The 21,980-nt window shown below is 34.4% G+C and carries 17 protein-coding genes and 1 pseudogene; 12 read left to right on the plus strand and 6 right to left on the minus strand.

Annotated elements, in window-relative coordinates; all coding sequences use genetic code 11:
* The first annotated feature begins 40 nt into the window (after positions 1-40).
* Positions 41-1,711: a DUF6909 family protein gene (locus tag CW751_RS05375; RefSeq protein WP_101333994.1), complete on the plus strand. Its 1,671-nt coding sequence runs from the start codon at positions 41-43 to the stop codon at positions 1,709-1,711.
* Between the two features lie 122 nt (positions 1,712-1,833).
* Here CW751_RS05375 and CW751_RS05380 read toward each other — a convergent pair whose 3' ends face one another.
* Together CW751_RS05380 and hutI are read right to left on the minus strand one after the other, a co-directional pair.
* Positions 1,834-5,133, minus strand: a complete 3,300-nt coding sequence (locus tag CW751_RS05380) for a TraB/GumN family protein (protein WP_101333965.1) — start codon at positions 5,131-5,133, stop codon at positions 1,834-1,836.
* A gap of 6 nt (positions 5,134-5,139) precedes the next feature.
* Positions 5,140-6,399 carry an imidazolonepropionase gene (hutI, locus tag CW751_RS05385; RefSeq protein WP_101333966.1) on the minus strand — a complete coding sequence of 420 codons (1,260 nt, stop codon included), beginning with the start codon at positions 6,397-6,399 and terminating at the stop codon, positions 5,140-5,142.
* A gap of 379 nt (positions 6,400-6,778) precedes the next feature.
* On the opposite strand from hutI, the gene CW751_RS05390 reads away from it, so the two are divergent.
* Complete coding sequence (locus tag CW751_RS05390; RefSeq protein ID WP_101333967.1) at positions 6,779-7,717, plus strand: ribose-phosphate pyrophosphokinase; 939 nt, start codon at positions 6,779-6,781, stop codon at positions 7,715-7,717.
* A 12-nt stretch (positions 7,718-7,729) separates the two neighbouring features.
* Positions 7,730-8,350 (plus strand): 50S ribosomal protein L25, encoded by a 621-nt coding sequence (locus tag CW751_RS05395; protein WP_101333968.1) that lies wholly within the window; start codon positions 7,730-7,732, stop codon positions 8,348-8,350.
* 705 nt (positions 8,351-9,055) lie between these two features.
* Here the strand turns inward: CW751_RS05395 and ahcY are convergent.
* Positions 9,056-10,366, minus strand: a complete 1,311-nt coding sequence (gene ahcY / locus CW751_RS05400; RefSeq protein ID WP_101333969.1) for an adenosylhomocysteinase — start codon at positions 10,364-10,366, stop codon at positions 9,056-9,058.
* A 436-nt stretch (positions 10,367-10,802) separates the two neighbouring features.
* Here ahcY and nirK point away from each other — a divergent pair, with 436 nt between their 5' ends.
* The 3 genes from nirK to CW751_RS05415 all read left to right on the plus strand — a co-directional run bounded on the left by nirK (position 10,803) and on the right by CW751_RS05415 (position 13,637).
* On the plus strand, positions 10,803-12,170 hold the full coding sequence (nirK, locus tag CW751_RS05405; RefSeq protein WP_101333970.1) for a copper-containing nitrite reductase: 1,368 nt from the start codon (positions 10,803-10,805) through the stop codon (positions 12,168-12,170).
* A 112-nt stretch (positions 12,171-12,282) separates the two neighbouring features.
* Complete coding sequence (locus CW751_RS05410) at positions 12,283-12,990, plus strand: formylglycine-generating enzyme family protein (protein ID WP_101333995.1); 708 nt, start codon at positions 12,283-12,285, stop codon at positions 12,988-12,990.
* An 8-nt stretch (positions 12,991-12,998) separates the two neighbouring features.
* On the plus strand, positions 12,999-13,637 hold the full coding sequence (locus CW751_RS05415; protein ID WP_101333971.1) for an SCO family protein: 639 nt from the start codon (positions 12,999-13,001) through the stop codon (positions 13,635-13,637).
* A 182-nt stretch (positions 13,638-13,819) separates the two neighbouring features.
* Here the strand turns inward: CW751_RS05415 and nadD are convergent, their stop codons facing one another.
* Genes nadD through CW751_RS05430 form a run of 3 tightly spaced genes read right to left on the minus strand, consistent with a single transcriptional unit; the run spans position 13,820 to position 15,892 of the window.
* Entirely contained in the window at positions 13,820-14,437 is a 618-nt protein-coding gene (gene nadD, locus CW751_RS05420; protein WP_101333972.1) for a nicotinate (nicotinamide) nucleotide adenylyltransferase, read from the minus strand.
* Positions 14,437-15,018 carry a guanylate kinase gene (gene gmk, locus CW751_RS05425; protein WP_101333973.1) on the minus strand — a complete coding sequence of 194 codons (582 nt, stop codon included), beginning with the start codon at positions 15,016-15,018 and terminating at the stop codon, positions 14,437-14,439. The genes nadD and gmk overlap by 1 nt, the downstream gene beginning before the upstream one ends.
* A 7-nt stretch (positions 15,019-15,025) precedes the next feature.
* Positions 15,026-15,892, minus strand: coding sequence for a YicC/YloC family endoribonuclease (locus CW751_RS05430; RefSeq protein ID WP_101333974.1), 867 nt, complete (start codon positions 15,890-15,892; stop codon positions 15,026-15,028).
* A 368-nt stretch (positions 15,893-16,260) separates the two neighbouring features.
* Here CW751_RS05430 and CW751_RS05435 point away from each other — a divergent pair, with 368 nt between their 5' ends.
* The 6 genes and pseudogenes from CW751_RS05435 to CW751_RS05460 all read left to right on the plus strand — a co-directional run bounded on the left by CW751_RS05435 (position 16,261) and on the right by CW751_RS05460 (position 21,870).
* Entirely contained in the window at positions 16,261-17,307 is a 1,047-nt protein-coding gene (locus CW751_RS05435) for a tyrosine-type recombinase/integrase (RefSeq protein WP_101333975.1), read from the plus strand.
* A 112-nt stretch (positions 17,308-17,419) separates the two neighbouring features.
* The gene (locus tag CW751_RS05440) at positions 17,420-18,085 is read left to right on the plus strand and encodes a hypothetical protein (protein ID WP_101333976.1); all 666 of its coding nucleotides are present in this window, start codon (positions 17,420-17,422) and stop codon (positions 18,083-18,085) included.
* Between the two features lie 170 nt (positions 18,086-18,255).
* Positions 18,256-19,107, plus strand: a complete 852-nt coding sequence (locus CW751_RS05445) for a tyrosine-type recombinase/integrase (RefSeq protein WP_101333977.1) — start codon at positions 18,256-18,258, stop codon at positions 19,105-19,107.
* A gap of 10 nt (positions 19,108-19,117) precedes the next feature.
* Positions 19,118-20,268 (plus strand): annotated as a pseudogene (locus tag CW751_RS15970) (IS91 family transposase).
* Between the two features lie 359 nt (positions 20,269-20,627).
* On the plus strand, positions 20,628-21,230 hold the full coding sequence (locus tag CW751_RS05455; protein WP_101333978.1) for a hypothetical protein: 603 nt from the start codon (positions 20,628-20,630) through the stop codon (positions 21,228-21,230).
* 151 nt (positions 21,231-21,381) lie between these two features.
* Positions 21,382-21,870 carry a hypothetical protein gene (locus CW751_RS05460; RefSeq protein WP_101333979.1) on the plus strand — a complete coding sequence of 163 codons (489 nt, stop codon included), beginning with the start codon at positions 21,382-21,384 and terminating at the stop codon, positions 21,868-21,870.
* Positions 21,871-21,980: the final 110 nt, after the last annotated feature.

Here is a 21,980-nt window from a genome sequence, read left to right on the forward strand (position 1 = left end):
TTCACATCAAAAATCACCAATACATCAAATGAAACAATTTATGAGCGAAAAAAAACGAACCAAAGCACAAGAGGCAACCCAAGCAATAGAACGTATCTACATTGCCATGCGTCATTTATTTAATAGAGGATTTTACAAGCCTATGGGCGTTTCGGGGACTACGCTTCGGGAAGGATTATTGGCTTTACAACCTGAAATTTATGGTTCTATTGGTGAAGAAAAAGTAGAACTGAATGGTTTACTTTACGTCTTGGATCGTTTGCCACATGGAATTGAAGAATGTCCGATTATTAATTTAACAGGAGATGAAGGTTATCAATTGTCTAATCTAAAATCAATTATTCCACCGAAAAGAAGAAGAAATTGCTATCGAATAGACAAGGATCAAATGAACGTTGAAATTACACGTGGAAGATCGGACATTTATGATATTCTTACTCACCTGACTTTCCTCTTTATTGAATCGCATAAAATTGCCAATCGGGTAATCATTAACGATAAAGGTGCTTTAACTTTAGAATGGCAGAAATTTGAAAAGATTGTTTTGAAAGAAGAAATTTCAGATGATGATTTAGAAATTGCTCTGTTTCATTCGGCGAATATTTTAGGAAGAACCTTCGAAGAAGTTTTGCATGTTTTTAATGCTTGTTCTACAAAAACGCGGCCTAATCGTTTGCTAAAAGTGATTTATTGGTTAGGAAAATTGGCCATTGATGAAGTTTTAGAAATCAACAAAAGAATCATCTTGTTTAGTCCAGTTTTACGTGAAAGAACAGGGCATCACATGCATGGAGAGCGTTGGGCTAATCGAATCAAAAAGGAATTAGAAGATCAAAACATTATTGACAGACCTGTTCATATCATTAGTGCCAATATGCACAGTGTGATGAATTATCTATTCAGTAAACAAACCATCACCAAAGAAACTGAAAAGCTAAATAAAAGAGAAGTCTTTGAAAGATTGAGCCAGCCCGAGAACCATGAAGACAGAAAACAAATAAGTGATTTAGCTTTAGAGCAAGGAATGACTTATTTGAAAGATGAATCAGGTACCAACATTGATGTACAGATTTTTGATTTATCTAAAATGAATTTCGAAAACAGTTACCTCTCAGAAGTTACTAAAGAAAGTAAAGATGTAATAATTGTTATGGACTATGCCTTTGGAGAGCAAGCTTTTGAAACCATGGATGAATTACTGAAACCCTACAAGAAAGGCAAAAATGGACCTGTAAAACTCAATGTAGATTCTGTTTCCATCATGGGGAAGGCGGGAATTCTAAAAGGAAACAAAGGAGATATTATGATTCCTCAAGCACATGTTTTTGAAGGAACAACAGATAATTATCCTTTTGACAATGAACTCACCCTTGCTGATTTCGAAAACGAAGACATCGAAGCGAGCGATGGGCACATGATCACTGTTTTAGGTACTTCGCTGCAAAACAAAGAAATGCTGAAATATTTCAAGAAATCAACGTGGAAAGTCGTTGGATTAGAAATGGAAGGTGCACACTATCAAAAAGCCATTCAAGCGGCATCACTCATAAGAAAGAGTGTGAGTCCTGATTTAAAGGTTAGGTATGCATATTACGCTTCTGATAATCCTCTCGAAACGGGAAGCACTTTAGCCTCTGGCGGACTAGGTTTGACAGGTGTAAAACCTACGTATTTGATAACCGAGAAGTTTTTGAAGCAGATCGTGAGTTAATTAAATAAAAACAAGAATTAATACTAGGAATTTAGTTAACAGAAGAAAGGTTAAAAAATGAAGAACTTTATCAAAATATGGTTCAACCTTTCCAAGATAGGCAATTATAGAATCTACCTCTTTCATTCTCTATCTCTTTCTTCTTGTATTTTCATTTTTAATTCATTTTCGATTTCCTCAAGATTATACTTACCGTTTCGATAGAAAAAATGTGTATTTGCTCCAAAACCACCATAAGATGGCAAATTTCGATCTTTTGGAATCAATCTTGACATAAGATAAGTCTTCTTATTTTCAGTTACTTCATAAAACGCAAATTCAAACGTTTTTTCTTCAAGTTGGATGGTTCTATTTTCTAGGTGAGATAAAGTTTTGTTCTCATCTTGGTAAGCATCTTTATAGTGATCAAAAGCAATGTAACCAATCATGTCTTCGTATGAATAAATTTCATAGATAGGTGTACCAGAAACAGCCATAACTTTTGCGTAAGCTATAGCTATAGCAGTATTTTTCCGGAGCAATCTTTTTTCTTTAAAAGAAGGTTTTTCACCTAGAATTGTTTCCCATGCTATGCGACTACCCAGCACATGTTTGTTTATGGATTGATTATTTTCCTTCCAACTTTTCAAAACCCTATGCATTATTGCAGGAGATACATTTTGTTTATGTAAAATTTCTAGGTAACGAAACGCTGCCCATTCTGGTTGTCGTTTACTCGTTACGGCTTTTATATAAGTATCGCTTGTGAAGTAGTTTTTTAAAAATGGTTCTTCCATTAAATCCGGTAAAATAAAACTTGTTTCCCATGCTAAACTATCTGACAAAATTTCACTAAAAACAGGCCAAACAGATGCTAGGAATTTAGTTTTTTCTTTATTTATATCTAAATATGCATAGAAATTAACATGTTGATTTTTTTGTTTTTTAATCGCGTGGGCAACGGTAATAAATTCCTTTGGTTTGTTTTGCTTTTGGAGTGTGAATAAAGTAGCAAGAGAGAGGTAATGATTCTCGGGTGTCATATTGACCTTCCAAAACTCGAAAACATCAGTGAGTTGATTAGAGTTTTCTAAATTCACGAGTATAGTTCCGCGAATATTACCATCTCTATCGTACTGTTTCCAAAATGAATTCGGCCAGGCCAAAATTATTTTTAAGGTGCTATCATTTATTTGGTAATCTTCAATGAGTTGGATTAAGGATTTTTGTCCGTTGATCATCACCTCATTTTTTAACAATCCAAAATTAATATCATCAAGATTTGATGTGTCTTTATTTTTAATTTTTAAATCATCAAGAAATGATAAATGTTCTACCCGTTTTTGTGCTTGATTAGGGTATATTACACTTGCAAGTATGATGTTTTTCCCTTGGATAAATACTTTTCCTGAAAATCGATTTTCAGCTAATGGGTAGTATATATCAAAATATAATGTAGGAAAAGTATCTGTAAAGTCATAAGTGGTGTCAATTTCAACTTGAATATCTTCTGCTGGCCATTGAATTTGTGCGCCTAAAACTTCTTTAATCGAACGGTTTGAAAACGCCCATTTTTTATATTTTTTAGTGATAATTCTATATGAAAGACTATGCTCATGATCATTTAATCGGTACTCGCTCTTGTTGAGATATTCTTTTTCATTCGATACATCATACTGTTTAAATCCTGAACGTGTAACTTTGGTTGAAAAGACATCATTCTCAATAGCAATTTGCTTTTGTACAACTGGAAAAACAGGCATTTTATCAAAGTGTGAAAGAAACTTATCTTTTTTATGTTCATCACTTCCTTCATACTTTATAATTTGAATAACATTTCCCATCAAACGCATCTTTCCGAAAATGGAAGTTGATCCCTTGTTAATACGGAAAGATTTTTGAAAGTACGCTCCTTCTTTGTGGACTTCATCATAAAAGGTGATTTCATCTGAATCATAATCACTCAATAAATACCGACCAAAATCTTCGTTTTTAGTTACAATTGATTGGTTTGACATTATGCTCTCAGCAGCAAATAACTTTTCATTTGTTGATGGATTGAACCACAAAGCAGTCCAAACATCATCATACGCTTCTTGAATTTTGTTTTCATGAACATCCGCTGGAAACATAAGATTTAAAGTGCGAGATGGGGAAGAAACCAATTGATTTAAATGAACATCTTTTTTTGTATCAGAAAACTTAAATGTATTGAAGAAAGAAATAGCACGATTTGAATGAGCAAAACGATGCCCTCCTACTGCAGTTATTGCATATATAATGTTGTTCCTATGAAAAACTCTAAGCCATTGTTCATTATTCTCATGAATAAGCTTCCCTTGAAGCGCTTTCACTCCTTCATCGATAATCACACTATCAAAGTGAACTATTTTATACATTTCGGGATCAAAATATTTACGAACAACGGAATCTAAATCTGTATTAAAATTAAAATACTTCATATCCAAACGATAGATATTTCCTTGCCCAAACTCTATATATTTTGCATACTTGAGTTCACCCTTTTTACGATCAACTAAAGTAGGCTTACCTCCAAACACGATGGAAGCTCCAAAAGTTTCATCTATGTATTGATAAGCTCTACATTTATTAAGCAACTCTTTTTCTAAATGATCTTGTTTATCAAATGCAATTAGAGGAGACTTTACGGTATAACCTTTTTCCCTTAACAAATGAACTATACCGTATTTGCCGAGTAGATGTGCAGCACCAACAGCAATGAAAGAGCTATTATTATTGTGTATTAAGGTATCAATGCCATCAGTCATTTTCAAATTGCGATTAACAATCAAACTTTCATATAAATCAACATACATAAGTGCAGCGTCTTTTGTGTATTGATGAAGCGCTCTGGCATTGCCTTCACGGTAAAGTTTTTTTAGTTGTTTCTGACTTAAATCAACTGACTTCACTGGTCTATTGGGATCTAACTCATTGTCAAAACCAATTTTCAACTGATCCTCAATGGTTTCTAATGCATAAAACTTTTTTCCGCAATTATCAGCAATTTGCTTAAATAACATGTCAATAAACTGTGGACGACCATCATCAGAGCCGTAAGCAGTATGTGTTGTTTTATCTACCTGACGAGCGGGAATAATCCAATCTAACAAATTTGTTTTTTGATAACCATTGAAGTAATGATTATAATCATCATTTAGGATAATTTCAGAAATATCGGTTTCTAAAATAACCGCCTCTGCCTCGTCTAATGCTTGATAAACTGCATTGGGAAAATCAAAAATATCTTTGTCATTACTGTGATATGTACCAAATAGATAAGCACTTTCTGACATATCATCTCTGGAAATCTCCCACAACAATTCATAATTCGAACGGTCAATAGCGTCTCTTTGTCCAAGCAATAGATTGGAAATAAGCAAAACTATAATTAAGTGAAAATGACGCATATTATTATTCATCGTTAATTATGATTCTTTTTTTATGATTTTCCCGTTTAGAATTACCTCTTCTACATTATTTTCACCGTAGGAGTATGGTATCCTAGCCAAAGAAGATATAGGTTTGGTAATCATAATATTTGCTTTCTTACCAATCGATATTGAACCGTGCGTTTCATTAATCCCCATGGCGTATGCACTATTCAAAGTTGTTGCATTAAGTGCTTCTGTGGGGGTCATATTCATTTTTACACATGCTATTGAAGTAATTAATTGCATATTTCCATTCGGAGTTGAACCTGGATTAAAATCTGAAGCTAAAGCAATCGGCAAGTCTGCTGCTAATGCTTGTCTTGCTTTTCCATACGGAATAGAAAGAAAAAAAGAACAGCCTGGTAAAAATGTCGGCATTGTTTTACTTCCTTTTAGTGCTTCGATATCATTTTCATCTAATTCTTCGAGGTGATCCACAGATAACGCACCATATTTAACAGCCGCTTCAACCCCACCCATAATTGAGAATTGATTGACATGAACTTTTGGTTTTAAGTTGTATTTAGCTCCAGCCTCAAGGAGTCTATTCATTTGTTCTAACGTGAAATAATTACGTTCACAAAAACAATCAATATAGTCGGCTAAGTTCTCTTCTGCTATTTTTGGTAACATTTCGTTAATCATGAGATCCATATATCCCTCATGATTGTCTTTATATTCTTTTGGAAAAGCATGCGCTCCTAAGAAAGTAGCTTTAATTTTCATAGGCGAGGCTGCTTTTAAGCGTTTTATAACACGTAACATTTTCAATTCTGCAGCTACGGTTAAACCATAACCTGATTTTATTTCTATCGCACCTGTACCATATTCAACGAGGTTATGAATTCTTTTTAAGGCTTCCTCAAATAGAGTATCTTCATCCATTTCTTGGAGTCGAGCTGCTGAATTTAGAATTCCACCACCTTTTAAAGCGATCTCTTCGTAAGACAAACCTTTAATTCGGTCTTCAAACTCCTCTTCTCTTGTAGCTGCAAAAACAGCATGCGTATGTGAATCACAAAAAGTTGGTAGGACATATTTCCCTTCTGCATCTATTACCTCCAAATCTCTCCAGTCTGTAATTCCTCCCCAGTCTTCCATTTTACCAAAGGCAATGATTTCATCATCTTCAATCGCAAGAAATGCATTATTAATTAAATCACCATTGTCCATTTCTTTTCCTTTCTTGAAATGCGTTAGGTGTTCCCCTGTTTGGAATAATCCTTTGATATTTTTTATTAAAATTTTTGACATAATCACATAAATCTTTTTTGAATATACTTCAAAATTAAGCGAATGAAAACTTTTTCCAAATGTTTCGTGCTTTATCTGCTTAAACACAGTTCTTATTGTGAAACAATCCTATTTATCAACAACATAAACCATTCATTTTAAGTCTTTTATTTATCACTCTTATTTTTTTATAAGTTGTAAACACATTACATTCTAATATTGAAACGTGTTTTCATTAGTTTTTAAAAATCCCAAGTTTGGGCACTAATCATTTGGCAAGGTTTTGATTTAATTTTGAATTATTCAGCTTAGCCAAAATAAAAAAATAAATTCCTTTGAATTGTTTTGGCACTTAGCGAATTAATTTGTGTAACTTTGTTGCCTTGAAAACTATCAAGTAATGTCAAAAGAAGTTAAGATTTTCGCTGGAAGAGCAACCCAACACCTGGGGGAACAAATAGCTAAAGAATTTGGTATTTCCTTAGGGAATGTCATTGTTTCTGAATTTAGTGACGGAGAATTTCAACCTTCATTTGAAGAAACGGTACGCGGTAAGGATGTTTTTATTGTTCAATCAACAACACCTCCATCAGAAAATTTGATGGAACTTTTACTTATGGTTGATGCAGCAAAAAGAGCTTCTGCAAGAAAAATCGTTGCGGTTATTCCTTATTTTGGATATGCTCGTCAGGACAGGAAAGACAAGCCGCGTGTTGCAATTGGTGCTAAATTAGTTGCTAACATGCTAATGGCAGCAGGTGTCGATCGATTAATGACAATGGATTTACATGCAGATCAAATTCAAGGCTTTTTTGAAGTTCCTGTAGATCACCTCTACGCTTCTACGGTATTTTTCCCTGAGATTCAAGAAATGTCAAAAGAAGGTAATGTCGTAATGGCTGCACCAGATGTTGGCGGAGCAAAAAGAGCAAACTCGTATGCTAAAAAACTGAATCTAGGACTAGCAATTTGTCACAAGCAAAGAAAGAAAGCAAATGTCATTTCCGAAATGACTGTTATTGGTGACGTTGCAGATAAAGATGTAGTTATTGTAGATGATATGATTGATACAGCAGGTACCTTAACAAGAGCAGCTGATTTATTAATAGAACGAGGTGCTAAAAGCGTTCGTGCATATTGTACACATGCCGTTCTTTCGGGCCCTGCTTATGAAAGGTTGGCCGAATCTAAAATCACAGAGTTAATCGTTACCGATACAATACCTTTATCGAAACAAAGCGATAAAATTCGTGTAGTTTCTGTTGCTGCTTTATTTGGAGATATTATTCAAAAAATGGTGCACAACGAATCAATAAGTAAACATTTTATAATTTCATAAATATAATAAACAATGAAAACAGTACAATTGAGCGGTTCGCTTAGAGCGAACGTAGGGAAGAAGGACACAAAAGCTGTTCGTAAAAATGGCGGTGTACCTTGTGTACTTTATGGAACAGGAGAACAAGTTTGTTTCTCTGTTCGTTCAGTAGACATCGAAAAATTAATTTTCTCTCCAAATGTATATCTAATTGAATTAGATATCGACGGAAAGAAAAGAACAGGAATAATTCAAGATAAGCAAATGCATCCTTTAACGGATAAACCATTGCACGTTGATTTCCTTGAAGTTGTTGAAGGCAAACCAATCCGTGTTGGAATTCCAATCCGTGTGGTAGGTAGATCTAAGGGTGTTTTAAATGGAGGACGTTTACTAACTGTATTCCGTACTTTAAATGTTGAAGGTTTGCCGAAAGACTTACCTGAAGAAGCAGAAATTGATATTACTCCATTAAGAATTGGTCAGTCAATTCGTGTAAGAGATATTGAAATGCCAGGTGTTAAAACGTTAGAAGACGAAAACGCTGTTGTTGTTTCTGTGAAAATGGCACGTGGTGCTGTTGATGAAGAGGAAGACGAAGAAGATGAAGAAGCTGAAGGTGGTGAAGAAGCCGCTGAAGGTTCAGAAGAATAAATCGAAATCCAAATATTTTATAAACCCTGGCATTTATGTCAGGGTTTTTTTATTCGTAATTTTCATCTTGAATTTAGCGTATATGTTTTTCAAACCTTACTCTAAATAGCTCAAGATCTTATTAGCAAATTGCTAATCCTGTTAACCCGAATTATTCACCAATCTTAAAGTTTATGAATATTAACATCTGTAAGTCAGTATTTTAACTGTATTTCCTGTAAAATTTGAGAAACCCATTTTTGGGTATTTGTGTATTTGTAAGATTTTGATTTAATTTTGATCTATTCGTCGTTACAAGCCCCGCGAAATATACATATATTACTTTAGGTCTTGTGCCTAGAATAGATTTAAAATTAAATGCATGAATAATCCGGGTTAAGACCCTAAGAGAGTTAAAATCTGTCAATGACTGTTTAAAAAAAGGTTGCAACACCGAAAAGAGAATCCTCCCTTTTGTTATTAAGATTTTTAAATATGATCAGGATGACAGTTGCGGGTGTTGGAAAAGCAATCGAGAGAAGAGAATTTTCTTTTCAACGGGTTGGAAAGGAAAATTTGCGAAGGATCTTGTCAGTTAACCGTTTATTCGCATGATTGACGGCTTAGATATATTTATTGGTAAAATTCCCAGTACGCATTTCAAACAAAAAAGAGTCCAAACAATTAAGTTTGGACTCTTTCAATATAAAGAAGATATTTCTTCTATTAATATCTATAATGTTCTGGCTTATATGGCCCCTTAACATCAACACCAATATAATCAGCTTGCTCTTTAGAAAGTTCTTCTAATTCAACGCCAATTTTCTTAAGGTGTAATTCAGCTACTTTTTCATCCAAATGTTTTGGAAGCATATAGACATCATTTTCATATTTGTCTGTGTTATTCCACAACTCCATCTGCGCCAAAGTTTGGTTAGCAAAAGAGTTAGACATTACGAAAGATGGATGACCTGTTGCACAACCTAAATTAACCAAACGACCTTCAGCTAATAAGATAATGTCTTTACCACCTAAATCATATAAATCTACTTGCGGTTTAATTTCATCTTTTGATGTTGCGTTTTCATTTAACCAAGCAACATCAATTTCGTTATCGAAATGTCCAATATTACAAACGATCGTCTTGTCTTTCATCGCTTTAAAGTGTTTCCCTACAACGATATCTTTGTTACCAGTAGTTGTAACCACGATATCAACATTGTCAACAACACTATCTAATTTCTTAACTTCAAAGCCGTCCATTGCAGCCTGTAAAGCACAAATTGGATCGATTTCAGTAACGATAACACGTGCTCCAGCACCTCTCAACGAAGCAGCAGAACCTTTTCCAACGTCACCATAACCACAAACAACAGCAACTTTTCCAGCCATCATGGTATCTGTAGCACGACGAATTGCATCAACTAATGACTCTTTACATCCGTATTTGTTATCAAATTTAGATTTAGTTACAGAATCGTTTACGTTAATCGCAGGCATAACTAACGTACCGTTTTTCTTTCTTTCATATAAACGGTGAACCCCAGTTGTCGTTTCTTCAGAAAGACCTTTAATGTCTTTTGTTAATTCTGGATATTGATCAAAAACCATGTTGGTTAAGTCTCCACCATCATCAAGGATCATGTTTAAAGATTTACCTCCTTCAAACGCATGTAAAGTTTGCTCAATACACCAGTCGAACTCTTCTTCATTCATTCCCTTCCATGCAAAAACTGGAATTCCGGCTGCTGCGATTGCTGCTGCTGCATGGTCCTGTGTAGAGAAAATATTACAAGAAGACCAAGTTACATCTGCTCCTAACTCAACCAAAGTTTCAATTAAAACTGCAGTTTGGATGGTCATGTGTAAACATCCCGCAATTCTTGCACCTTTTAATGGTTTTTCAGCACCAAACTCTTTTCTAAGAGACATTAATCCTGGCATGTCTGCTTCTGCCAATCTAATTTCTTTTCTTCCCCAATCTGCAAGGCTTATATCCTTTACCTTGTATTTTAATTGTTCTTTTGTTTCGCTCATCTGTACTATTTTTCTTAAAATAAAGTACAAAAGTAAGTAATAATAAAGTTATTATCAAAAAACAACTGTCATTTAAAGTTAATGATTGTCAATTGTTCAACAAAACCTTAAAATGAATCCAGTTTGTTTATTGTTTATTTAATGTCAACACTTGTGCTTTAAAAAAACAAACGATAAAAAGAGTTTTATATCTTATTTACTGCCTTGCGTCATTTAGAAACATGATAAATAACAGATTTTGCTGTATTCTGTGAATATCTCTATTGTCAAAACAAACAGTATTATTATGTTTATATCGAAATTTAAAAACAAACAAAATGATTGATTCACAAATTAAATCTAGTTTAAAGAGGTTCGCATCCTTATCTCTCTTATTAGGAGCGGCCTCTTTGTATTCTTGCTCTGGTGGTTCAGACCAAGTGCATGAAACAAAAAAATGAATGCAAAGGACATTAAAGCAGTGTCTGAAATGAAAGCGGAGTTAACAGCGCCACCATTTGTACCAAAATCTACTGCTGACCGTGAAGCTACAAAGCTAAAGGTTGATATGGAGATTTTGGAAGAAACAGGCGAAATGGCTGATGGTGTTGAGTATGTTTATTGGACATTTGGAGGTTCAGTACCTGGTAGTTTTATCAGAACAAAAGTGGGAGATGAAGTGGAATTCACCCTAAAAAACCATCCTGATAATAAGTTACCTCATAACATTGACCTTCACGCTGTGAACGGACCGGGAGGTGGAGCAGCTTCATCTTTCGTAGCACCAGGACATGAGATTACTTTCTCATTTAAGACTTTAAATCCAGGTTTGTATGTTTACCATTGTGCAACTGCACCTGTAGGTATGCACATTGCAAATGGAATGTACGGTCTAATCTTAGTTGAACCTGAAGAAGGATTAGCTCCTGTTGATCGAGAATATTATGTTATGCAGGGAGATTTCTATACAAAAGGTGAATTTGGTGAACAGGGTGAACAACCTTTCGACATGCAGAAAGCCATTGATGAAGACGCTGACTATGTTGTATTTAACGGTAGCGTAGGTGCACTCACAGGGGATGGCGCACTTCAAGCAAAAGTTGGTGAAACAATTCGTTTATTCGTAGGAAATGGTGGGCCAAACTTGGTTTCTTCTTTCCATGCAATTGGAGAGATTTTTGACAGGGTTCACGTTGAAGGTGGAGATTTAATCAACGAAAATGTACAAACAACATTAATTCCTGCAGGTGGTGCAGCAATTGTTGAATTCGAAGTTGACGTACCTGGCGAGTTAGTATTGGTTGACCACTCAATCTTTAGAGCGTTCAACAAAGGTGCTTTAGCTATGATTAACGTTACAGGTGAAGAGGATAAAGATGTTTTTGCAGGAACTATTCAAGAAGGTATTTACTTACCAGAAGGAGGAACTATTCAGTCTATGCCATCAGATGATGAAGATGACGCAAAAGAAGAAACTGCTGCTGTTGAATTAAGCAAAGCAGAAAAAATGGAACTAGGTAAAAAAGTATACGGCTCAACTTGTTTTGCTTGTCACCAAGCAGATGGACAAGGAATTGAAAATGCTTTCCCACCATTGGCTAACGCAGATTACTTAAATGATGATGTTAATCGTGCGATTGATATCGTTTTAAGAGGTAAGTCTGGTGAAATTACTGTAAATGGTAAGACATACAACAGTGTAATGACTGCCCAAAACCTTACAGACAAAGAAGTTGCTGCTGTGATGACGTATATCTACAATAGCTGGGATAATAACGGAACTGAAGTAACTGAAGAAATGGTACGTAAGGTTAGAAAAAAATAAAAACCAATTTAGAATTTATAAACAATAAAAATTAAAAGTCATGTTTTCCAAGATTTTGTCGATAGTTGTAATTATGTTTTTCTCTCTCATTAGCTTTGGGCAAAAGGAAAGCATGGCTTTAATAGAAGGTGGGACTTATATTCCTTTATATGGATCGGATTCCATGCCAGTAAATGTTGTAGATTTTAAAATTGATAAATACCCTGTTACCAACGCTGAATTCAAGGAGTTTCTTGAAGAAAATCCTAAATGGAGAAAATCTAATGTAATAGCCCTTTTCGCAGATGGAAATTACATGCGACATTTTAAAAATGATACAGAATTAAAAGAGGGAGAATTACAGAATGCACCCATGACAAACGTATCTTGGTTTGCTGCTAAAAAGTACTGCGAATGTCAAGGAAAACGTTTGCCTACATTGGATGAATGGGAATATGTAGGGATGGCAAGCGAAAAAAGAGCAGATGCGAGAACAAAAGATGAATACAATAAATTTATCCTGAGTTGGTATGAAAAACCAAATTCATACAACCAAGAAATAGGAAGCACATTTAAAAACTATTGGGGTGTTTATGATATGCATGGTCTAGTTTGGGAATGGACACAAGACTTTAACTCTGTGTTAATTTCTGGAGAATCGCGAAAAGATGTTGATGGAAGTAATGATCTTTTTTGTGGTGGAGCTGCTGTTGGATCATCAGATTTAATGAACTATGCAGCATTTATGAGGTATGCTTTTAGAGGGAGTATCAAAGCGAATTACTCCGTCAGAAATTTAGGATTTAGATGTGCAAAGTCAATAAATAAACCCAATCAATAATTAAGAAAATGAAAAGAGAGAGTATATATAGTTTGATTCTTGTTTTATCACTTGGAATATTTTGGAGTTGTAACAACAATGAGGAAACAAACACTGAAAAAGAGGAGAATGTAGCCGAACAAGAAACAGTAAAAAAAGACTTTACTGGAGAATTGCCAGAGCTTTCGGTCTATCATTTACCTTCAGATTGGACCAACCAAAATGGTGAAGAAGTTAAGTTAGAAGACTTTAAAGGTGACATCGTGGTAGCTGTTATGATTTACACAACATGTAAGGCAGCTTGTCCAAGATTGGTAGCCGACATACGAAGAATTCACGAAAAAGTAAGCGATAAAGCTAACAAACAGGTGAAATATGTGTTTGTGAGTATTGATCCTGAAACAGATACACCCGAACAAATGAAGCAGTTTGCCAAAGACAACGAAATGGACAATGACCAATGGGTTTTCTTACGTGGAAGTATTGAAGACACACGGGAGTTTGCTGCAGTTTTAGCAGTAAGTTACAAACGTATTTCTCCAATGGACTTCTCGCATTCAAACATCATCAGTGTTTTTGATCAACAAGGAGTTTTAGTGCATCAGAAAGAAGGTTTAGGGGTTGATGATTCTGCTACTATTGAAGCAATTGAGGAATTAGCGCTGTAAAAAGTGATTTATAAAACGCTAACTTTAAGTTTTTGCACCAAACAGTCAAACACTTACATTTTGTAATCTTTTTAAGAACTCCATATTTTCAAAATTATTTGTGAGAAAAAAGATAAATGAAACTGAAGAAAAGTTTTGTTAAAGTGTCTATCTCAATACTGGGAATATTAACAGTTTACCTCCTACTTTTTGTAGAAGTTCATTTGGTCAATGTAATGATGCACCGGCTCGGTCAATAAATAACGGACATCTTTTTTGTCTTTTATGGCTTGACGAATAAAACTAGAACTCACTTTCATTACTGGAGCATCGTCGCACATAATGATGTTTTTGTGGTTTTGCAATTCATTTTCTGGCAAATAACCAATTTGTTCTACCTCTTGTTCTTCTTGAATAGTTAAAACACGTGGGTAAACATACAATTTATGGTTTTCTAAGATATTTTCGAAGTTTTTCCATTTGTGGAGCGTTCTTAAATTATCTTCTCCCATAATGAGATGGAACTCATTTTTAGGATGTTTATCTTTCAAATAAGCTAAAGTATCTGAAGTGTAGGAAGGACGTGGCATTTTAAATTCAATGTCACTTTCTCGTAAGTTCTCATTGTCTTCTATGGCTACCCTAACAATCGCCAAGCGGTGATAATCTTCCAGCAGCGATTTCTTCTTTTTTAGTGGATTTTGTGGCGAAACTACCAACCAAACCTCATCTAAATCGGTATAATCTGCCATATAATTGGAAATAATTAAATGTCCAATGTGGATAGGGTTAAACGTTCCGAAATATAATCCTACTTTCATTACTTTATATATTCTTTTACCAGATTCTCCACTTCCTGAATCGTCAATTCTAAATCCTTATTGACTACCGAAGTATCAAAATTTTGAAGTTTAGATAACTCCTCCCCTGCTTTCTTCATGCGGGTTTTGATTTTATCTTCTGTTTCCGTTTTTCTGTCTCGTAAACGTTGCTCCAGCACCTCAATCGACGGTGGCTGAATAAAAATACTCAAAGCATCATCGCCAAAATATTTCTTCAAATTTATTCCACCGTAAACATCAACATCAAAGACCACCACTTTGTTCTCCGCCCACAAACGATCAACTTCAGCTTTTAAAGTTCCGTAAAAATGATCCTTGTAAACTTCCTCCCACTCTATAAATGCGTTGGCTTCAATTTTTTCTTTAAAACCTTCAATTCCCAAAAAATAGTAATCTTTACCATGAATTTCATTAACTCTGGGCTCACGAGAACACGCTGAAATAGAAAAAGCCAAATCTTCTCTTCTATCCAATAAAGCACGCACAATTGTAGTCTTCCCAGCTCCAGAAGGTGCCGAAAAAATCACACATTTACCGCTTTGTTTTTGACCGTTTTTCATTATTCGTTTACAGTGTATTTAAAACTTGTTCTTTTATCTTTTCAAGATTATCCTTCATTTCAACCACTATTTTCTGTAAGTCGGCATGATAAGCTTTACTTCCCAAAGTATTGATTTCTCTACCAATTTCTTGTCCAATAAATCCAAGTTTTTTTCCCATTGCACCATCATTTTCCATCGTTGTTCTGAAATAATCCAAATGATGTTGCAAACGAGTCTTTTCCTCAGAAACATCCATTTTTTCGATGTAATAAATCAATTCTTGTTCGAAACGATTTTCATCAACTTTCTCCTGTAGCTTTTCTAGCCCCTTACGCATGCGTTCACGAATAACATCAATTCGCACCTCCTCAAACTTAGGCACTTCCTGTAAAAGTCTTTCTATTTCTCCAATTGAAGTTGTGAAATCAGCAACTAAAGACTTTCCTTCTTCTTGTCTAAATTGGGTAATGTTCTTCAAAGCTTCTTGAATCAATTTTTCAACCTCTTGCCATTCTTCTTCCGAAACTTCAGACTCTTTAGTTTGAAGTACATCTGGCATACGCATAATTGCGGTAACAAAGTCAGAAGGCTCCTCTCCAACCTTAACTGCAAGCGTTTTCATTTGCTGATAATAAGCAGAAGCCAACTCTTGATTAATGCTCACTTTTGCATTTCCATCAATACTTTCCTCGGTAATCAAACACTCCACTTTTCCGCGTTCAAGCGCCTTACCAATCATCTTTCGAATCGGCAACTCGTAAGATTTATAAGTACCTGGAAGTTTTAGGTAAACATCTGTCCCTTTACTATTAAGGGCGCGCATTTCTACGGTAATCTTTTTGTTGAAAAAAGTTCCAAACGCCTTACCGTAACCTGTCATTGACTGCAACATAGCTTAATCTTTTGACAAAAGTAGGAATTTGAAGGGAATTAGCGGTGATTTGTAGGGAAATAAAGTTTTTGAGGTGAGGATAGGACACAATCTTTAAGCGTTTTTCAAAGTTGTTTATTTGGACATTCCCCAGACGGTTTTTCTCCACTTCGCTTTTAAAAACGTCTGGGTCGGGCTATCCGCTATATCTCTGACCCAAACGTCAGAGGATGCCGCTGCTATCCCTAATGCGAGAGATTCACGAGTTCCATTTATAGAAAGTCACGAGTAATCCCTAATGCGAAAGATAAAATGCTAATTAAAGTTGTTGATTGAATATATTTCACTATCTTAATTTAGAATTATAAAACACACCTAAATCATCATTTATGAAAAATTTTAAAGCACGATTAATCAACCACAAAGACCAGCGTAGAATTGCTGTTGAATTTGAAAACAAGCCCACGTTACGACAAAGATTTAAAAAGCTTCGCGGCGCTAAATGGAGTGCCTCAAAAAGAGTATGGCACTTGCCCGATAACAAAACTTATCGGAAGCAATTTGGCTTACCCATTTACAACCACAATTTACTTTCGGAAGAAAAGATTAATCAGTTAGAATATTTTAATAACTGGCTTACTGCTCAGCGATATTCCGAAAGCACTGAAAATGCTTATTTGAATGTTTTGCGGGTTTTTTTAATGTTTTTCAATCACAAATCACTCGCTGATATCGAAAACGAAGATATTATTCTTTTCAACAATGATTATATTTTAAAGAAAAAGCTATCCAATTCTTATCAAAACCAATTTATAAACGCCATAAAATTATTTTTTAAAACAGTAGAAAATAGAAGGATAGATGTTGAATTGATACAACGACCGAGAAAAGAAAAACGATTGCCAAAAGTAATCAGCAAAAAGGAAGTAAAGGCAATTCTAGATGCTCCCATCAATCTTAAACACAGAACAATACTCACCTTAATATACGCCTGTGGTCTGCGTAGAGCAGAAATATTAAGTTTAAAACCAACTGATGTACTTTCAGATCGGAAAGTACTTTATATTGAGCAATCCAAAGGAAAAAAAGACAGAATAGTTTCCATTAGCGATGATATAATTGAATTGCTACGTGATTATTACAAAGCTTTCAAGCCTAAGACCTGGTTGTTTGAAGGGCAAACCCCAGGAAAACAATACAGTCCTACCAGCATTCAAGCAGTATTAAAAAAAGCAGTAAAAAAGGCAGGAATAAAGAAACCCGTTACGCTTCATTGGTTGCGCCATAGCTATGCTACCCATTTACACGAAAGTGGAACTGATATTCGTTTCATTCAAGAACTGCTTGGACATAAGAGTTCTAAAACAACAGAGATCTATACCCACGTTAGTAATAAAAGTATACAAAACATCAGAAGTCCTTATGATGATTTATAAAAAACTAATTATATTTACTGAAACAAGAACAATAAAACTGTACAATATTTCCATTTTTAGCATATATTGTGCAGTTTATATGTATATATAAACGAGTTACCAACAATAAGAGATGATTAAAATACTTGTATTGTTAATATTAGTAATTCTTCCAGGCTTTATCTTAGGTCAGGGTAAATATTTCTTTGTATTCGTTGATGGAGACACAAATGATACATTAACTAAAGTTTCAATCAAACTCCCAAAAGACTCCAAAGTTGAGGTTTCACAAGAAGAAAAAGTTTATGCCTTTTCAAAATTTAAAAGAAAACATACTTTTCCTGTGCTGGGCGATAATTATCTAGAAAGGAATCTTAATCAGTTTGATTTCCCAAAGAAAAATGATACAACAACGATCTTTCTAGTGCCTAATAAAGAAACTATTGAGAATAGATGGAAGCTAATTCAAAAAGATTCAGGGCAACTAAGTAAAAGTGATACTTTGATTTTTCAAAATCAAACAGAATTTAAGAACTGGTTATATAAAAGAACAGATGTATCCTTTGCGAGTGGTGTTTATTGTGGTTATATTCAATTACATATCGAAATGGAAATTCATTTTGAAATTACAGATAATGGGATTCTACAAAATGGAACGCCAAGGTATAAGTATGACACAGAAACGACATGTAAATATTTTGAAAGAGACTTGATAAAAACAATTTGGAGATTACCTGTTATAAAAATCAAGAACTATGATAATAATGAATTAGTAATTCCAGTAACTATTAAAGTTTGAAATTACTGTTGGTAACATCAAATAATCACAAGCGGCGAACGTTCATACGTGGTAGCCGCATGTGCCTATTTGAAAAACGTTGAACTAAACCGATTTGAAAATCGGTAATTTCCCATACTCACCTCATTGACATAAATTTATGGAAGTATTAATCCATAAAATTTATCAAAATGGGAAAGCAATTTTCAAAAGACATCGAAAAACTCCAACTCGAATTGGAGTACAGAAACTACAGTTCAAGTAGTGTTAAAAGTTATTGCACGACAATGTCAGCAATGGAAAAGCGTTTAAATAAAGCGCTTTCTTCGATCACTACAGAGGAGTTTAAAGTCTATCTCCATGACTTAATTTTTAACCAAAAACGGTCAACTTCATTTATCAATCAGCACATCAGTGCTTTTAAAATCTTCTATTCAGATATTTTAAAAAATGATTGGGAAAGAATTAAAATTAAACGACCTAAAAAAGTTCAAAAGCTTCCTGTGGTTTTATCAATGGACGAAGTCGAACGTCTTATTTCTGTAATCATTAATATTAAGCATAGAGCCATGGTAATGTTACTTTACTCGGCTGGCCTGAGAAGATCTGAACTTCTTCAAATTAAGCCTTCTGATATTGATTCAGAAAATATGAAAATACATGTTAGACAGGGAAAAGGAAAGAAAGATCGATTTACTATTTTATCTCCGAAATGTCTTGACTTATTGAGGTTGCACTACAAACTAAATCAACCTAAAACCTACCTTTTTGAACCTCAAGGAAACCAAGGAAGTACAATAGCCCCTACTTCTTTAGCAAATATTCTAAAGAAAAATGCTCTGAAAGCCAATATTAAAAAGGAAGTATCACCCCATACGCTACGACACTCTTTTGCCACTCACATGCTAGAGCAAGGTGTGAATATTAAACTCATCCAACGGTTTTTAGGGCACACTACACTAAAAACAACCTCAGTTTATTTGCATCTAACAAATATCGACCTTACAAAAGTGAAGTCACCATTAGAAAATATGAATGTTTAAAATCTTAGCTATGGAAAATAAAAGACAAACAATCGAACTTTCTGACATTTTTGAGAAGAATAAAGAGCTATTTCTTTCTTCACCGAAATTGGTAAGCACCCAAAGAAAAGCCTTTAGAGATATTCTAAGTTGTAGGACAGAAAAACTAGGTGGACATGTGAGAGAGTGTAATAACTGTGAAACAAAAGAACAAGCCTACAACTCATGCAGAAATAGGCATTGTCCAAAATGTCAGTTTACAAAAAAGGCTAAATGGGTAGATAAACTAGCTTCAAATCTTCCTCCAGTAAAGTATTTTCATCTTGTGTTCACTGTTCCAGATAGCCTAAATACTTTGTTTTATCTTAATCAAAGAGATGCTTATGATTTACTTTTTAAGGCTGCCAATGAAACAATAATGCAAACTGCCGAAAACATCAAGTATCTTGGAGCAAAAGCAGGAGGTGTTGCAATACTCCATACTTGGGGGCAAACATTAGTTTACCATCCACATATTCACATGATCGTTCCAGGGGCGGACTTTCTGAAGATGGTAGAGAATGGATACCTGCTCACAAAAAGTTTTTTCTCCCTGTTAAAGTTTTAAGTGCCATTTTTAGAGGTATTCTTTTTAAACTCTTCGAGAAAGCCATTCAAAAAGGTGAGATTAAATTAACCAATGACCTAAAAGATGTAGAAACATTGAAAGGAATATGGTACAAGAAAAAATGGGTAGTTTATGCCAAAAAACCTTTTGCAAAGCCTGACAATTTGATTAATTATTTAGGCAATTACACACACAGGGTGGCGATCTCTAATCAACGTATTTTAAAGCACACTGATGGCAAAGTTATCTTTGGTTATAAGGATTATAAAAATGCTGGTTTAAGAAAAACAATGTCTCTTCCAGAAGAAGAGTTTATTAGGCGTTTTCTACAGCATATTCTTCCATCAGGTTTTAGAAAAATACGCTACTTCGGGTTTATGTCCTTGCGGTTCTTAAAAGAGAATTTAGATAAATGTGTTGAAATATTAAACAAAGCGGTGTTTCTTCCTATGTTGGAAGGCTTAAACGCATTAGAAGTTGTCAGTTTTACTCTCAATAAGGACATGACTGCATGCAAAAAATGCAAAAAAGGAAGAATGAGGGCAAAACACAAAATCATTGCCTCACCTACATGAGGCACTTGATTTCATTGAACGTTCTTTTACTTATTGTAATGATCTACAAACGCTAAAAAAAGTGTAATGGGATAAATATGTCTTGTTACAAATGAATTTATATGAAGAACTTTTTATTACAAATCGAAATCATATTATTCCTTCATTTTACCACTCCAAAAATGAAGAAAATATCCATCCAAATTAAATCGGCACTATAGTTTACCCATAGCGCGGCATAGTCCAACTCCGTTTTATCAGCTATTTTCTACTCGTCAATTAATCGACTGATGGGTTGACAATTAATTTTTTACGACTATCTTTAGCTATTGAAAGAAAACAACTGATAAAACGCTATTAAGTTAGCAGCAATTTGAACAATGAATACTAAAGAATTACTTGGAGAAAGAATTAAAGATATTCTCATTTGGGTAAAAATGGAAGTTGGCGGACTTGACCAAGGACAAGTTTTCATTGAATTAAATAGTGGAAAAACCATTTCGATTCCTTGGGATTTTGAATCTGAAAATATTGAAACCAAACCCAAAGCTAAATCTAAAAGTTTGGTTCTAAAATCAAGCGATAAAATCAGGATTGAATCAACAGAATTTAATTTCCCAGAAGGTAAAACTTGGAATGACGTGAGAGAAGAAGTTAAAAGGAACCAAAACTCAACTTTTTTCGGACGACTGAAATATAAACTCGGATTTAAAAACGGAATCCCAAAAAAATATACTTCTAAATCAACAAAGATTGTTGACAACGAAATGAAAAAGTTTGCGAATCTTAAAATCGTGGATTTTATAATGTTTGAGGACTATGATTCTGTTGGATTTTTAGAATTAGAAAACGGAAATATAATAACCGAAACATTGACCGCACCTCACGGAACTGGAATGGCAGGACTGAATATCTTTGAAAACTTGAAAGACTTTGAGGAAAATTGCGGAACTGAATATAAACGATTAAAAAACAGCTGCTAACAACGGCTATAATTCAGCGTGGCTTATGGGCTATTTTAGAAAATTTGTAATTTTAACCAAGCTGATTTCTCTGCGGAATAGTCCTGCGGACAATTCCACGCCGAAATCATAGCCGAGACCGTTAGCGGGCATTATAAAAAGACATAGACTAATGAAAATATCCATAAGCATTTTTTTTACCCTTTTCATTATTACAAATGAATTGATTGCGCAAAATCCATCAGACAGTTTGTACATTAGCAGTATTGATTCAATTCGTAAGAAAATAAAAAAACAGGATAACTCTTTAATTCATAAGCAATTTAAAGATACCTCATATAATAGAACTGTTGTCAAATCATTTGAGAATAATAAATTAATTTCGATTTTTTATGTTAACGAAAGTTTTATTTGTTCTGAGAATGTAACCTTTCATATGAAAAATGACTCTTTAGTTTATGTTGAATACACTCTATCTGCTCCTGATATTAGAAGTAGTCGTCCAGCAAGCATAACTTATTCGATTTATTTCAAAAACGATACCCAAATTCATTATTCAACTTCTTATTATCCTGGTGCGATAGACTGTATTCTCCCTCCATTAGAAGACAAAAGTTTTGTTGAAGAATATTATTACTACAAAAACCTTAATAATAAATGACCAATAAACTTTCTGTCTGATAGAATTAACAAATAAAACAACGACCCGCTAATCGAGTAGACGGCTGACAGTCGAATGACTGCCAGTGCGCCTCTCACACCACTGTACGT

The sequence above is a fragment of the Brumimicrobium salinarum genome (assembly GCF_002844555.1).
Classification (GTDB): Bacteria; Bacteroidota; Bacteroidia; order Flavobacteriales_D; family Crocinitomicaceae; genus Brumimicrobium; species Brumimicrobium salinarum.

Coding starts and splice junctions, on each gene's coding strand:
- CW751_RS05415 (WP_101333971.1), top strand. CDS start 12,999: ATGAAAAGAGAGAGTATATATAGTTTGATTCTTGTTTTATCACTTGGA.
- CW751_RS05395 (WP_101333968.1), top strand. CDS start 7,730: ATGAAAACAGTACAATTGAGCGGTTCGCTTAGAGCGAACGTAGGGAAG.
- nadD (WP_101333972.1), bottom strand. CDS start 14,437: ATGAAAGTAGGATTATATTTCGGAACGTTTAACCCTATCCACATTGGA.
- CW751_RS05430 (WP_101333974.1), bottom strand. CDS start 15,892: ATGTTGCAGTCAATGACAGGTTACGGTAAGGCGTTTGGAACTTTTTTC.
- CW751_RS05445 (WP_101333977.1), top strand. CDS start 18,256: ATGGGAAAGCAATTTTCAAAAGACATCGAAAAACTCCAACTCGAATTG.
- CW751_RS05440 (WP_101333976.1), top strand. CDS start 17,420: ATGATTAAAATACTTGTATTGTTAATATTAGTAATTCTTCCAGGCTTT.
- nirK (WP_101333970.1), top strand. CDS start 10,803: ATGAATGCAAAGGACATTAAAGCAGTGTCTGAAATGAAAGCGGAGTTA.
- hutI (WP_101333966.1), bottom strand. CDS start 6,399: ATGTCAAAAATTTTAATAAAAAATATCAAAGGATTATTCCAAACAGGG.
- CW751_RS05390 (WP_101333967.1), top strand. CDS start 6,779: ATGTCAAAAGAAGTTAAGATTTTCGCTGGAAGAGCAACCCAACACCTG.
- CW751_RS05375 (WP_101333994.1), top strand. CDS start 41: ATGAGCGAAAAAAAACGAACCAAAGCACAAGAGGCAACCCAAGCAATA.
- CW751_RS05455 (WP_101333978.1), top strand. CDS start 20,628: ATGAATACTAAAGAATTACTTGGAGAAAGAATTAAAGATATTCTCATT.
- CW751_RS05410 (WP_101333995.1), top strand. CDS start 12,283: ATGGCTTTAATAGAAGGTGGGACTTATATTCCTTTATATGGATCGGAT.
- CW751_RS05460 (WP_101333979.1), top strand. CDS start 21,382: ATGAAAATATCCATAAGCATTTTTTTTACCCTTTTCATTATTACAAAT.
- ahcY (WP_101333969.1), bottom strand. CDS start 10,366: ATGAGCGAAACAAAAGAACAATTAAAATACAAGGTAAAGGATATAAGC.
- CW751_RS05435 (WP_101333975.1), top strand. CDS start 16,261: ATGAAAAATTTTAAAGCACGATTAATCAACCACAAAGACCAGCGTAGA.
- gmk (WP_101333973.1), bottom strand. CDS start 15,018: ATGAAAAACGGTCAAAAACAAAGCGGTAAATGTGTGATTTTTTCGGCA.
- CW751_RS05380 (WP_101333965.1), bottom strand. CDS start 5,133: ATGAATAATAATATGCGTCATTTTCACTTAATTATAGTTTTGCTTATT.